Genomic DNA, 14,705 nt, shown 5'->3' on the forward strand with positions numbered 1-14,705 from the left:
GCTAAATATAGCATTATTTGGCAAAAGCCTTATAACGCTGCATAGCCTCAACAAAGTAGTAATCGGCATAAGTTAAAGGTACGTCAACTTCGGTACCTGCCGGGAAATGCCCCACGCTGTGTTTCAAAATAAAACCTCCGTTGGTGTTCAAATCAGCTTTATATGCCGGTGCAGATAAGTTTTTGATAATAGTTTGAGCTGTATTAAAATACTTCTGACCATCCTTTTTATCAACGTAACGGCAAAGCTCTAACAAGGCAGAAGCCATAACTGATGCCGCAGATGCATCGCGAAGCGCGTTAGGGATGTTTGGTGCGTTATAATCCCAGTAAGGTATTTTATCGGCGGGCAAGTTTGGATTGGTCAATATAAAATGCGCTATATTTTTTGCCTGCTCAAGGTATTTTTTGTCTTTAGTTTCGCGGTACATAACTGTATAGCCGTATAGCCCCCAGGATTGTCCCCTTGCCCATGCCGACTCGTTAGCAAAGCCTTGCGCGGTTTTCTTTTCCTTTACCGCTCCTGTTTGTTCATCGTAATTAATTACGTGGTACGAACTAAAATCCTGGCGGAAGTGGTTTTTCATAGTGGTATTGGCATGGGTAACCGCTATTTTATAAAAACTCGAGTCGCCGGTTGCCTTGGTAGCGTAAAACAACAGTTCCAGGTTCATCATATTGTCAATGATCACCAGAAAATCATTAGCCTTTGAATTCCATGAACGGATACAGCCAACCGTTGGGTTAAACCTTGTTGAAAGTGATTTGGCACTATTAATCAGAATTTCTTTATACTCAGGTTTCGGCTCAAGATGGTTTGCTGTACCGAAGCTGCAGTACATCATGAAACCAAGGTCATGCGTCCCTTTATTATATTGTTCTTTTTCGAGGCCTTTCAAGTTTTCATTAGCCTGGTTAAGCAGCTCAGCATCTTTAGTTTGCTGATATAGATTTAGTAATGTACCTGAATAAAAACCACTGCACCACCAGCTGCTATTGCTTGTTTCAAACTTATCGGTAGTAGGGTGGTACGTTTTAGGGAACTGCTCCGGTCCAAATTGTTTGGCCATGTACTTATATTGTATGCCCGCATCAGCAAAGTTTTTTTTGATGGTTGCCAATACATCCTTTTGAGGTTTAAAGCTATTTTGCGAAAAAGAATTGAGGCTTAGCGCTAATAAACATGCAGTAATTGCTGATTTGTACAGGAGTTTAAATTTCATAGACTATAAGTAACTGGTTAAAGTGCTTATGCAGGGCACATTTCAAGTTATAAAAGTGCAGATTTTGGTTCAATAAAAACAAGCACCGGACAGCCATTTGACTATATATTTCTACTACATCGATGTAGTTAGGGTGATTTTTTTCAGCTGAAGACTCAGGAAGTTTAAAAACCTCGCAAGGCAGGACAGAGAGCACACAAATCCCGTCAGCATCATTTCTTAGTTAAAAGCCGTTACGACAAGATTTTTATATGCACCCTGTGGGCAGTTGCCGTGCCAGTAACCTACCGAACCGCTCTTCAATGATGGATCAAGCGGGGTGTACACCATAGCCGGCTTCGGGGCATTATCTACATAAACCTCCATTTTGCTGTCCTGAACTACCACCTTAACATGAAACCATTTATTTTGCGGGATCATAGCTTTAGCCTGGTATTTTGTTGCCTCATAGTCCCACCAGTTAAACTCCACCTTCTTTTCGGGCATGTACTGGATAGCGTTAATAGTACCGGATGATCCCGGCCTGAAATAAACTGTTTCATAATGATGGGCATCCCGGATATGAAAAGCCAAACCAACAAAGCCTCCTTTGGGGTTTATACAAGCTACATCCAATTCAATAATACCATCCTTAAAATTTAAGCCCGGCTTATAAGCTAAACTGGCCGATTTGTAGTCGCCGATTTTCCGTTTGATGAGCAGCGCTTTTTGCCCCTGAAAAGTGCCCAGCTCATAGTCAAGCGTATCGTTTTTAGGAATGATCCATTGTTTAGGGTTTACAACCGAAAGGTTGTATACCTGGTGCTTTTGTTGTGCCCGTGTTTCCACGGCAGCAAACAGTATTAACATTAAGACTAATTTTTTCATGATGATGGTTAGTTTATACTTATTGAGTAATAACAAGGTTGGCAAAATCGCCTGGCAGCCCGGACGACCAAAGGCCAACGAGCCCGCTCTGCCGGTTATTCAGTTTTTTTACAGTAAGCGATGGTTGATCGGAATGGTTAACATACACAATAATATCATTGGTATTAATTACAATATGCGCATGAAACCAGGCCTCGGCAAGCGGAAAAGGGTTTACTGCATTTTCATAAACCAGCGGATGCTCCTTACGGAGTTTATCCCAGGGAAAATCCGGCTCGCTGATGTATTGTACCGTATGTTTGCGGCGAAGCGTATCTGTGGTTTGGAAATTAAAAGGGCGGAAGTAGATAACATCATTGGTTGTAGTATCAACCCCGTGAAAAGCTATACCCAAAAAGCTTTCCTGAAAAACATCTCTGCCCCGTAAATCGATATCGATAGTGCCTGTCTTAAAATTCACATCTTTAAGCCATAAAATACCATCTAATGTTAGGCCTTGTTTATTGCCATCGGTAAGTTCTTTAACAGCTTGGCGGGTGTAGGCTTTCACCATTTTATTTTCCTTCAGCAATTGGTTAATATCATATGTAACTTTCTTTTGCTGACTGTAACAAAAGCCGCTGCCAAGCGTCATGTTTAGTATGGCAAACAATAAAATCTTGTTGTTCATGGGTTTTGATTTTAACTTTAATCAAAACTTGCAAATTGTCATTACAATAAAGCACGGGCGGCATTTCAAGTTAAGTTCAAATTTGTTCAAAGCGTTTTAGCGATTTTTAAACCACATTATTACCTATAGATCAATGGAAAAGGAAAAACAATTGCTTTTGTTATGCCGGCAGCTTATTGAGCGAACCTTAAATTGGGGTGATAGTGATATTTGGGGTAATGATGACTTTGAGCAGCTAAGCCAGCAGATCTTTGATAAAACGCGGGTACAGCTCAGTGTATCAACTCTGAAAAGGATCTGGGGTAAGGTGCGCTACGAAAGCTTCCCTAACGCAGCAACGCTGAACGCCCTTGCTTGTTTCCTTGACTACACCAGCTGGCGCGATTTCAGGCAGCACCACCAGGTTAACGGCGTAATTGAGCAACCGGTTAAAATAAATGATTCAGATACCGCAGTTTTGGTTCCGCTTTCAAAACCCGGTTTACGCTATATATGGTTTGGCAGCGCATTACTGCTGGTATTGGGCGCATTGTTTTTCATGAGCAGCAAGCGCAATAAACCTATTGATCCCGGCTCAATAAAATTCACCAGCAGGAAAGTTTCTGACGATTTGCCTAACTCGGTTGTATTTAATTACGACGCCTCAGCATTTCATTCTGATAGCGTTTTTATTCAGCAATCATGGGACCCTAATCGCCGCGAACAGGTATCCGGTGACGGCAAACAGTATACCTCTATTTATTATGACCCAGGCTATTTTATAGCTAAGCTCATCGTAGACAAACATGTGCGAAAGGAAACATCGGTATTTATTAAAACCAAGGGCTGGAAAGGCATCATCGATCACCAGCCCATACCTGTTTATCTTTCACGGGAAGAAATTAAAGGGCAGGGCTTTATGGGAATTACCGCTGATGTAATGGAGCAAAAGTTAGGTACTTCTGTTTTTAACAATACCAGGGTAAAGTTTGCCAACATTCGCGAATTTCCGGGAATTAATGCAGATAATTTCACCATGGATTGCACCCTGCGCAATATTTCAACACCCGGTCAATCGGCCTGCGCCAAAGCCGACCTCACCATTTTAGGCAACGGCACCGCCATTGTGATCCCCATATTAAACAAAGGATGCATCGCCAATATGGGCATTTTAACCGGTGAAGAATGGGTTGATGGAAAAAACCATGACCTGAGTGCCTTTGGCACAGATATGTCGCAATTTCAAAACCTGCGTTGTACTGTAAAAGACCACTACCTGAAGATATATCTTAACAACAAACAGATCTTTGAATTTAAACAGGCTCACACCATGGGCCGTATTGTAGGCATCCGTTTTGAATTTGAAGGGCCAGGGGAGGTTAAGCAATATAAATTGGAAACGCCGGGAGGAGCGGTTTATGAGGAGAAGTTTTAGGAAAGGCCGCTCGCGACCGTCAACAAAAAGACCTTAAACAACGTCATTGTTTCATACCTTATAATGACGTTGTTTTAATGTGGGCGATTATTCCTAATTTACCGAATTATCCTCTACCTTAATATCATATCCCTGTACAAGCAAATCACTCACACTTTTGGTAAAAGGCTTAACAAATTGCTCAATCTTAGCATAAGCCTGCTGAACGGCACCTTCATTTTGTGGGTCAAAAACAAGCTCATCCAAATTACTGATCGCCTTATTATCACCATGATGTACATCGGCGATTAAAAAGATGCCATTTGTATCGCTCTTATGATCGGGATGGTTAGGTTCTGTTTGAGCGTTAATAGCAAACACCAGTCCATAATCATCATCAGAGATATTTTTTAAAACAGTGATCTCCAATACAAGGCAAAAAGCGCCATTATCGCTGTAACATTGCTGCGTGTACTGGCATTTGATCAGATCCTGAAAATCACTTTCGGCCTTTAAGCGTATCTGCTCGTACAAATCAAAAACTGCTTCAAATAAATCCATAAAGAGGTGTTAGTCGGTTAATCCAAAACAAACATAACTATCTCCCGACTTACTTCCAATTTTTCCGCCGCCACAGGCAATAACTACGTACTGTTTACCATCAATTGAATAAGTTGCAGGGGTAGCGTAACCTGCCGCCGGCAAATCGGCTTCCCAAACCACTTTGCCGGTACGTTTATCAAACGCACGGATCTTTTCATCTTTGGTTGCAGCGATAAATACCAGGCCACCTTTGGTAACCACCGGACCACCATAATTTTCCGTGCCGGTTACAGGGATTCCTTTTTTGGTTAACTCAGGATACTCACCCAGCGGCACTTTCCAAAGCAACTTGCCCGATGTGAGGTCGATAGCATTGAGCGTACCCCATGGCGGTTTTATACCGGGATAGCCATCTTTATCTAAAAAACGATTATAACCATTCATGGCATAAGGGACTTCATCAACCATTTTCCTTTCCGCCTCCGAGCTGGCGACGCGATTGCCGGTTGGCTCTTTGGCTACTTCTTTCGCCGCCTTAGTTGCAGGAATCTTGAGCAGGAAAGCAAGCAGGTTCTTTTTATCTGCGGGCGAAATCTGTTTAAAAGAAGGCATCATGTTGCGGCCGGCAGCAATAATACCGCTCACCTGATCGGCAGTATACTTTTTGCCGATGTTTACCAACGATGGATAGGATGCTCCATTACCCTTCAGTTCGGCGCCGTGACAGCCAATGCAATTCGTATTATACACTACGTGTCCTAATGCCTGCGGTGAATGATCGTTAGTGTTGGTTTTAGGTACATCGATCATTACCTGTGCCCATGGCATTTCAGAGCAGTTTACGTATAGTATCTTACTTTCAGGATCAACAGCAGCTCCACCCCACTCGCCCCCACCATCAAAACCGGGGAAGATCCAGCCTCCCTCCTTGCTTGGCGGGGTGAACATGATCCGGTTTTTAACCTGGTTATATTTTGACAGCATTTCCCTGTGCACTTCGGGCGTACGGTCGGTAACATCTTCGGGATTAAACATTTGCCGGGCGAAAGGTTGCGGCAAAGTTGGGATGGGTTGCGTAGGCCAAACTTCTTCGCCGGGCAGGGTTTTGGTTGGCACAGGTTTTTCCACTATTGGGAATATAGGTTTACCATTCGCTCTGTCGAACATAAATACATAACCATGCTTGGTGATTTGTGTTACGGCATCTATCTTTTTACCGTCTTTAACAATGGTTACAAGGTTTGGATTGGCGGGCAGGTCGCGGTCCCACAGGTCGTGATGCACAAATTGGTAATACCATTTCAGCTTACCTGTAGCTGCATCAAGTGCCAGCAACGAATTGGCAAACAGGTTTTGCCCTTTCCTGAACCCGCCATAAAAGTCGCCACCTACCGAGCCGGTGGGAATATACACGATCCCCCGCTTTTCATCCAAAGCCATCCCTGCCCAATTATTAGCCCCGCCAAATTTTTTGTAAGCCGCTGTATCTTTCCAGGTATTGTACCCCACTTCGCCGGGATGCGGTATGGTGTGGAAGATCCATTTTAACTTTCCTGTCCGGGCATCGTAAGCACGCACGTGCCCAGGAGCCGCATCAGCTGATTCGGATACGCGGTCACCAACAATCAACACATCTTTATAAACCACGCCGGGCGTAGTTCCCGCGACAAATGATTTGGTATCCCTGTCTAAATTCTTAGTAAGGTCGAGATATCCACCCTTGCCAAATGAGCGCACCGGAGTGCCGTTTTCGGCGTCAATAGCCCAGGTTTTAGCTCCCACGCTGTAGAAAATCCTTTTTTCGCCTCCTTTATCATTTTGCCAGTATATTACTCCACGGCTCACTTTATAGTAAGCCATAGGGTCGCCATTATTAGTAGTATCATCCTTAGCGGGGTCAAACAGCCATTTTTGCAGGCCTGTAACAGCATTTAACGCAAACAGCTTCAATTTAGGACTGGTACCATACAAAATACCATCAACCATAATAGGATTGCATTGATTTTGGCTGAGATTGGCAGTATCCTTATCGCCTGTGCCAAAAGTCCACATCACTTTTAGTTTGTTTACATTATTTAAAGTAATTTCATCATTGGATGAATACCGTACCCCTTCTTTTGAACCCGCATAGGCAGGCCAACCACTATAGTTATTGTTTTGATTGCCTTGCTGATTTTTACAGGACGTATAAATGCCTGCCGCAAAGCACAGGGCTATCAAATACCGGGTGTTAATCATTTATAATGTAAAATTTGGCGTTAATTGGGTCCCGACGCATTTCAGTATACATGGTGCGGCGCGTGTTAGCAACAGTGCTCTCTAAATGTATGAATAAAAATTATTTTACAAATATTCATCCGTTGCCTGCGTATATCATTTCGTCCATAAAAAATGCCATAGCTAATAAAGCCATGGCATTACAAGATGTATCACAAGAATCCTCTACAGGGAATCCATACTTTTATTTCTTCACTAAACTAACAGGTGCAACCTCCTGGCTCAACAGTTTTCCAAACAGCTCCCAGCGTTTTGCGGGAGCTTTTGCGGTGCCTCCGTTTGATTCAATGTAGTTTTTCACCAAATCCTGGCCGTAATTATAATTGATAACATAACTACGATATTTTTTGATAAAGCTGATTGATTTTTGAGCAGTCTCATCGTTCATAAGGCAATACTTTCTAAGGTACGACAATGCTTTATCCTGGCTCATGGTATTATTGATCAAGCCTCTTGCTGCCTCGTTGCGGGCATAGTTTAAAGTGCCTTTTATAGCCAGGGCCTTGAAATACAGGTCGGCACCGGCGGTATCCAAACCGGCCAACGGCAGCAATACGTTTTTCGCAAACTTTATTTTATCATCACCGGGGAACGCTACCTCAATACCGTAATTGGCACTGCCCTCGGCAATCAACGATTGCGGACTAAACAACGGGTACAGAGAAATTTCAGCCCAACCTTTATCATGGTAAAGGTTTTTCTCCAGCAACATATTGTATACATGGTGTCCGGGATAACTTTCATGACTGCCCACATCAATAGCGCGGTCAATAAAAATCTTCAGATCGGTATTGATTTGTACCGTGCTTTTGTAACCTCCTTTGTACCAGTTATAACCCGACCATGGCTTATTAGTTACATATTCCAGCGTAAATGTTTCGCCGGCAGGCAGTTGGTAATGGGCAATTGTGCGCTTGCGGGCTTCGGCAATAGCCGCTTTTATAACAGGGTCTAATTTATCTTTTGATATAATGAACTTATTGGCCAGCTTTTGAAACCTGTCGTTCACGTTTCCTTTACCCGGTAAAATGCTGTCGAGCAGGGCTATCTGCCCCTTAAAAAAATCATCGGTATAAACCGGGGCAGCTACACCAAATAACTCGCGCGATTCTTCATCAAAAGGCCTTTCCTCTCCCGAAAAAATACGGATCCGGCGACTGAAAGCAACCAACTGATCGGCCATCCAATTAGCGCGGATCTTATTGGTATCAATTTTCGAAGTATTGGCGATGGTGCGCAGGTCATTCATCAGGCTGTTTGCCGACGCCAGCAGACTATCCTTAGGGAAAGTTTTCAGTGGCTCCGATTTTGGCTTCAATGAATCCGGCCCATAATAAGCATCTACAAAGTCGCCGTCGTATTGCCCTATTGCAAGGCCAAGCTTTACATATTCAACAGCAAGGCTATTGAGCTTTTTATTTTCGAGCTGCTGTGCCGGGCCATGCCCACATGAAAACAGTAATAACAAAGGGGCAAAAAACAGTAGTTTTTTCATGGCGATTGATCTTGTACGGTAAATGTGGCGCAAGATAATAATTCCATTTAGTATAAGAGGAATGCAAGCCTTACCGTAAGGGTTGTACAAAAGCTTAGGGTTTGCTGAACGAATTAAGATTATACGTTACCCCCACCGCTACACCCGTAGACTGCAGTTTAATATCAGAATATCCAACTCCTGAAATTGGCACTTTCATATATGGCTGAACACTTACACCAACTTTTGAATTTATTTTATGTTCATAGGTTGCATTTATATTGATAATGCTCAATAAATACCCCTTACTGTTTGGTACGGTATAATTTTGAGGCCAAGCAGCACTGTTAGCACCATCGGCATAATTATAAGTATACTTTTCATGCAGCATCAGGTATGACGATAAACCAGTTCCGACTGACAATTTATTGCGAATATTGCCATAAACCTGGTAAGCTATATTAACCGGAATATCAAGCATTTTACAGTCGGCAGTTACATCGGTTGGATCATGTTTGAAAGTATATGCTGTGTGGTAATTGGCAAAGCTTGTATTGTAAGGTTTTGACGAATACACAACACCACTTGTAATTGTTAACTTTTTAGTGGCACCAAATGAAAGCAGCAAACCATAATTGCTGCCAACCTTGCCCTGGAACGAATTTGTACCATTAACATCTGATGAAGCCAGTGCCGTAATAGCCCATTGCGGCCGGTAACCAAAGCTTTGTTTAGTTATTTTCTTGTCCGGTTTGGATACAGATGCGGCAACAGGCTGTCTCTCGATATTTGTCTTAAAGTCAGGAACTGCTAAAGGTGCCGGTTGTATGTCAAGCGACAAAGCTCTGTTCTCCAGTAACCTTTCAATGGAAGCTTTATTATTTAAGGGATTAATTGAAGGATCTGTGTTTGCTATCAGCTCAGAAGGACGTGACATGATGGTATCACGACCAACTATTCCCTTTTTGTTTGATCCGGTAACGGCGCGGTTAGCACCAGCTACAGAAGGTATCAAAACTGTTTGGCCGGCTTTAACATAATTATCCTTATTGCTGTTAGCTGCAACATTGTTATTTGTTGGCGATGTTGTTTTGATACTATCTGTAACCTGAGGATGTTGTACGGCAACACCGTTCGTTACCGGATTTGTTTTAGGCGCAGCGGGCTTAACCTTAACCTGTTGTAGCCCAGCTGTATTATCATCCTTTACATTAGGTTTAAAAAACCACCATCCTAAAAACAGCAGTAACATCGCTGCTATTCCGCTTGCAATTGGCAACCAGTAAACAATTCCACGACGTTTCTTGCCTTTGTCAAGCATTTGCTCAAGCGCATTCCAGTCATCCTCGTTAAACGCGCGATGATTTGCCGGGTCTTCCAGCCCCTTCTTAAAAATGTTATCTAAATCTTCTTCGCTTTTCATCCTCTGATACCATTATTAAAAAAGGTTGTCCTTACATCTATACCTATGCCATTATAGGCCACAATTGGGTTAATATCCATCCCCCTGTTGTAATTTGTTTTATTAGCAGTTTCCTCTGCTTTTAATATCATTTGTTTTAGTTTTTGACGCGCTTTGTGCAGGTTTGACTTTGATGTGCCCGGATTAATATTTAGCATTTCCCCTATCTCTTCATGCGAATAACCGTCAATCGCAAAAAGGTTAAAAACCGTACGATAAGCCTGCGGCAGCTGCTGTACCATAGCCAGCAGGTCTTCATAATTTAAATTTTTATCTGTCAGGTTTCCCTCACTCACATTTTCTGCCTTCTCCAAATCCTCGGTATAGGCCATTTTTAAATTGGCACGATAATAATCAATAGAAACATTCATCATAATACGTCCAATCCATGCTTTAAACGGCCTTGAAGTATCAAACCTGTCTATATGGGTAAATACTTTCATAAAACCCTGGTTCATAACTTCTGCAGCTTCATCACGGTTACCTGCATAACGGAGACAAATGCCCATAGAAAATCCATAAAACGCCTTATAGAGCATTTTCTGACTTTTCCTGTCCTGCTTTACGCAGCCATTGATCAGTTGATGTAACTCTTCTTCGCCCATACGGGGGTTATAAACTCAGAATCAAACACATAAATTTAACCTTATCTACGCACATCACGGCAACTATTATTAAAAGGTTGCCCGTTGTGCAAAATAATTTAAATTTTTCTCACAATTGGACAAAATCATGCACACTTTTCTCACCTACGGAAATCATTTATACAAAATATGCACAAGCTAACACAGCCTCAATAAAATCTTTGCAAATAATTATATTTTTGCCAATGAGGCAACCTGTACGTGTATTTATAGCGTAATACCATATAAACCCCGCCTGCTTTAAAGGCCTTTTATGAGAATCGACATAAACCCAAACTTCCCTGTAAAAAATTGTAAAACCTGCGGGACACGTCCGATAATTGAACAAGCAAAAGATCGCTGGATTATCCTGTGTCCCAATCCGAATTGTCGAAATGCCATTTCTGACAAGCTGATTAATATAACAGAATGGAATAAGCAAAATCCATAATGTTTTTTCGCCGGTTTATTTATCTTAAGGCAACCATCCCCGGAACATGCACGATATATATTATAAAAGGGCATAACAAGCCCTTAATAATTTATATACTAATAATACTACTGCTGCATGGTACCGGTGTCTGTTGTGATCATTACTAAAAACGAAGCTGCCTTAATTGAAGATTGTATAAAAATGGCTTCTTTAATTACGGATGATATTGTTGTGATTGATAATGACAGTACCGATGGCACGCCGCTTATTGCCTCCCGTTATGGCTGCAGGGTGTTTCAAAAAAGCTGGAGCGGATATGGAGCAAACAAAAATAAAGGGGTAACCCAGGCCCGCTACAACTGGATCTTAAGTATTGATGCTGATGAGGTACCTGATTTGGAGCTTATTAAATCGCTCCATAATTTAACCTTTGACAAACCGAATGTTGTTTACGATATCAAATTCAAATCATACTTTGGCAAAAAGCTGATCCGTTTTGGTAATTGGGGAAATGATCATCACCTGCGTTTGTTTAATCGTTCATTGGTAAAATGGGGCGAAACCGAAGTACACGAAACTCTGCTTTTACCTTCCGATGCCGAGATCAAAAGCATAGCGGGTTATATCCAACACCACTCTGTAACCGATATTGACGACTTTAAGCGTAAAGCTATTCTTTATGCGCAGCTAAGCGCAGCCAAATATTACAAAGCCGGTAAAAAGGCTACCTTTATCAAGCTACATTTCTCGCCCGCTTTTGGCTTTTTACGCAATTACATTATCAGGCTTGGTTTTTTAGATGGAGCTGAAGGATTGGCAATAGCGCGTGTTATTTATAAAAACACACGCCTTAAATACGCTTATCTGAAACAATATAAAGAGCTGTCTCAAACGCGAAACACCTATCGTAATGAGTTGGCTATAGAGCAGATTAACTAACCAAGTTATGGTATGTATAGTTGGCAGTCTGAAGTAAAAATTAAACAGGACTTTTGACCTGAGGCTAAGTACTATCGACTTAAAACTTTGTCCAGCACCTGTTGGTAAAACTGTAGGGTTTGCCTGGCCACCATATCGATATCAAAGCATCCTTTTACCTTTTCATTGCCAGCTAAAGCAAGTCGCAGGCGTTTTTCAGGCTCATTGAGCAATGTAACTATTGCCGATGCCAATTGCTCAACATTGTCCGGATCTATCAGCAGCCCGTTAACGCCATCATCAATAAGTTCGGGGCCGGATGTGCGGTTTGAATTGATCACCGCCGTTCCGCATGCCATGGCCTCTAACGGCGCAAGTGCAAAAGCTTCGGCATATGATGGGAATACCGCCACTGCCGAATTACTTAAACAGGCATAAAGTTCATCCCTCCCCACATGCCCTTTAAACACAACACTGCTTTTTGCATCCTTCAGCAAGCAGGCGATTACTTTACTTACCGGGCCTTTCCCCAGTATCAGTAACCGGGCATCAGGGACCTGTTTTATAACTGTATTCCAGGCCTCCGCTAACTGAAAAATCCCTTTTTTTTGAACAAGGCTCCCCGTAAATACCACCTGTTTTTTATCAACAAGGGGACTGTTTTCAAAGGCTACGTTTGTATCTATACCATTATACAACACCGTGACGGGCTTGTTATACGACAGGTAATCAGCGCTTTTTTTTGCAGTATAGGCGCTTGCACTGCTAACAGCCGCTGCGCGGTTTAAAATATCCTGCTCCATTTTCAAAACATGCGGTGCAATTGGTATCCCTGCCTCAGCATTAAAGTAGGTAATGGAACCATTCAATTTAACAACTACAGGAACAGGTAGTGTGGGGAACGGCACATATGATTTACAAAACCTGATATAGTCATTATAATCGGGCATTTCAATAATATTGATCTGCTCATCGGCTATCATATGTTCCAGTTTTTTTTGATAAGCCGCAAGGCTTCTTTTTATATCCCGTTGCGTAATACCTGTATCCAGTAATATCCTGTTGAACATCCGTACCCCGGCAGACCGCTGATTTTCAAACCACTTATCATCAATACCCCAGCGATATCTCAAAACTTTTACACCTTCATCCTCAAATTGATCCGTGCCTCCGTATCCGCGGCTATACAACCCGGCAACAATTACCTTATGCCCCAGCTTTACCATTTGCCGGGCAATGAGCCGCACATAGGTTCCAATACCGCCATGCGGTCCGGGAGGATATTCATCGCACAGATATAAAATGTTCATTGCGCTAAAAACTGTTTACTGTTTTGAATATTGCGACTGCTCAATTGTTTTGATATTAAAGCTATTAACAGATAAAAAACTATCCCCAATAAAAGCCTGAACAAAAAATTTATGTTTATTGAAGCTGTGATAAACCAACCGGCCAAAGCAGCAGGGAACAGTATCACAAATGGCCTTAAGCTGATATGCATGATATTTTTATTCACCAACCTGTAATAGAGCACCGCTTGCAATATATTGGTAATTAAAAACGCCACAGCCGAACCAATACCATCCAGTAGCGGGATCAATATCAGGTTAAGCGCAATATTTGTTGTAGCACAGATTACGGTAACAGATGATACGGCCTTATACTTTTTAGCGCTAAAACTTAATGACCAAAGCAGGTTTATAAAAAACTGCAGGGGTATGCACAACGACAGGATCAAAAATTCGGTAGCATTGGCAGCGCCATATTTGCCGCCGGTTATCATACCTACTACAGGTGTCCAAAGTATATTAAGGACAAGAGGTAAGAGCATAGCCAACAGCAACTCGACGGTATTAAAGGAATTTACCTGCTCCTGCAATTGGTTAGATGGCTTTAAGGCCATCAGCCTTGACAGGCGCGGTAAAATAACAGGAGCTATAATAAGCATTGGCAACCGTGAAAGCTCATAAGCCCGGTATGCGAAACTATAATCGGCCAACACGGTTTTACTTGCCATAAAACCCAGCAATAGCCAGTCCATCCGCGACAAGCTCATATCAAATATTACCGATACATACTGCGCCGTGGCCTCTTTAAGCAACTTTTTATAAGCCCGAAATTGAAATTTAAAACTAAAATCTGTTTTCGTGATAACATAAATGAGCAGGGCCAGCAATTCGGCCCCGGCTGTGCCTATCATTACCATCACTACAGAGCGAACTTGTAATTGGTGTATAGTAATAAGATAAAATGCGCCACAAACCCTTAAGCTGTTACTTATAACGGCAATTATGCCATAGGGTGTAAATTTTTCCTTTGCGTTTAGAAACTGCTTTAGCGGAATACCCAGGAAAAGCAGGCCCTGGGCTATAAAAAACCATGGCAGCGCCTGGTAAATATTGTCACGCAATATTAAACTTAATAATAACAGCACGCCCAGGGTTACAAAAAAAGTAACGAGCGAATGGAACAAAAATGCCGCCGCCGCCCAATCCGACCGTTGTGAGGCTGCTATACGCCTGATCACTACCTGCTCCAGTCCAAACCCCAGTATGGTGGTAACAAATATCGATAAGGCATTCATCCAGCTAATGGCCCCAAAACTGTCCTTACTCAGGTAAACAGAAATAATATAAAAAAAGATACTGCCAAGCACCTGCAAGGCAAGTGCCTGCAAACCTGACGAAAAAAACCTGATGAACGCTTTACTCCTGAACAACGACGTATATATTTATACTCTTATACTATTGTTTTTATCGGCCGGTTGCCTGTAACATTTTAATATCCCGGTTAAATATCTGCATATATCAGCACATTAACGAG

Annotated in this window: 12 protein-coding genes; 2 read left to right on the forward strand and 10 right to left on the reverse strand. The window is 42.2% G+C overall.

Annotated features, from left to right (window positions below):
- Positions 1 to 13: 13 nt before the first annotated feature.
- The 3 genes from J3L18_RS11985 to J3L18_RS11995 all read right to left on the reverse strand — a co-directional run bounded on the left by J3L18_RS11985 (position 14) and on the right by J3L18_RS11995 (position 2,759).
- Complete coding sequence (locus tag J3L18_RS11985) at positions 14 to 1,222, reverse strand: glycoside hydrolase family 88 protein (protein WP_129568702.1); 1,209 nt, start codon at positions 1,220 to 1,222, stop codon at positions 14 to 16.
- A gap of 219 nt (positions 1,223 to 1,441) precedes the next feature.
- Positions 1,442 to 2,089: a LamG-like jellyroll fold domain-containing protein gene (locus J3L18_RS11990; RefSeq protein ID WP_129568703.1), complete on the reverse strand. Its 648-nt coding sequence runs from the start codon at positions 2,087 to 2,089 to the stop codon at positions 1,442 to 1,444.
- A 19-nt stretch (positions 2,090 to 2,108) separates the two neighbouring features.
- Complete coding sequence (locus tag J3L18_RS11995; RefSeq protein WP_129568704.1) at positions 2,109 to 2,759, reverse strand: hypothetical protein; 651 nt, start codon at positions 2,757 to 2,759, stop codon at positions 2,109 to 2,111.
- Positions 2,760 to 2,892: 133 nt separating this feature from the next.
- On the opposite strand from J3L18_RS11995, the gene J3L18_RS12000 reads away from it, so the two are divergent.
- Positions 2,893 to 4,173 carry a hypothetical protein gene (locus J3L18_RS12000; protein WP_129568705.1) on the forward strand — a complete coding sequence of 427 codons (1,281 nt, stop codon included), beginning with the start codon at positions 2,893 to 2,895 and terminating at the stop codon, positions 4,171 to 4,173.
- Between the two features lie 93 nt (positions 4,174 to 4,266).
- On the opposite strand, the gene J3L18_RS12005 is transcribed toward J3L18_RS12000, so the two are convergent.
- The 5 genes from J3L18_RS12005 to J3L18_RS12025 form a co-directional block, all read right to left on the reverse strand.
- Positions 4,267 to 4,713, reverse strand: coding sequence for a hypothetical protein (locus J3L18_RS12005; protein WP_129568706.1), 447 nt, complete (start codon positions 4,711 to 4,713; stop codon positions 4,267 to 4,269).
- A 9-nt stretch (positions 4,714 to 4,722) separates the two neighbouring features.
- On the reverse strand, positions 4,723 to 6,933 hold the full coding sequence (locus J3L18_RS12010; RefSeq protein WP_129568707.1) for an outer membrane protein assembly factor BamB family protein: 2,211 nt from the start codon (positions 6,931 to 6,933) through the stop codon (positions 4,723 to 4,725).
- Between the two features lie 223 nt (positions 6,934 to 7,156).
- Positions 7,157 to 8,467: a hypothetical protein gene (locus tag J3L18_RS12015; RefSeq protein WP_129568708.1), complete on the reverse strand. Its 1,311-nt coding sequence runs from the start codon at positions 8,465 to 8,467 to the stop codon at positions 7,157 to 7,159.
- A 94-nt stretch (positions 8,468 to 8,561) separates the two neighbouring features.
- Positions 8,562 to 9,869 carry a hypothetical protein gene (locus tag J3L18_RS12020; protein WP_129568709.1) on the reverse strand — a complete coding sequence of 436 codons (1,308 nt, stop codon included), beginning with the start codon at positions 9,867 to 9,869 and terminating at the stop codon, positions 8,562 to 8,564.
- Positions 9,866 to 10,513, reverse strand: a complete 648-nt coding sequence (locus J3L18_RS12025; protein WP_129568710.1) for an RNA polymerase sigma factor — start codon at positions 10,511 to 10,513, stop codon at positions 9,866 to 9,868. The genes J3L18_RS12020 and J3L18_RS12025 overlap by 4 nt, the downstream gene beginning before the upstream one ends.
- Positions 10,514 to 11,099: 586 nt before the next feature.
- Between J3L18_RS12025 and J3L18_RS12030 the strand changes: the two genes are divergently transcribed.
- Positions 11,100 to 11,903, forward strand: a complete 804-nt coding sequence (locus tag J3L18_RS12030) for a glycosyltransferase family 2 protein (protein WP_129568711.1) — start codon at positions 11,100 to 11,102, stop codon at positions 11,901 to 11,903.
- A 71-nt stretch (positions 11,904 to 11,974) separates the two neighbouring features.
- Here J3L18_RS12030 and J3L18_RS12035 read toward each other — a convergent pair whose 3' ends face one another.
- Both J3L18_RS12035 and J3L18_RS12040 read right to left on the reverse strand, forming a co-directional pair.
- On the reverse strand, positions 11,975 to 13,192 hold the full coding sequence (locus J3L18_RS12035; protein WP_129568712.1) for a glycosyltransferase family 4 protein: 1,218 nt from the start codon (positions 13,190 to 13,192) through the stop codon (positions 11,975 to 11,977).
- Positions 13,189 to 14,601 carry an oligosaccharide flippase family protein gene (locus J3L18_RS12040; RefSeq protein WP_189549131.1) on the reverse strand — a complete coding sequence of 471 codons (1,413 nt, stop codon included), beginning with the start codon at positions 14,599 to 14,601 and terminating at the stop codon, positions 13,189 to 13,191. Before J3L18_RS12040 ends, J3L18_RS12035 begins: the two co-directional genes overlap by 4 nt.
- Positions 14,602 to 14,705: the final 104 nt, after the last annotated feature.

It is taken from the genome of Mucilaginibacter gossypii, assembly GCF_017569325.2.
Classification (GTDB): Bacteria; Bacteroidota; Bacteroidia; order Sphingobacteriales; family Sphingobacteriaceae; genus Mucilaginibacter; species Mucilaginibacter gossypii.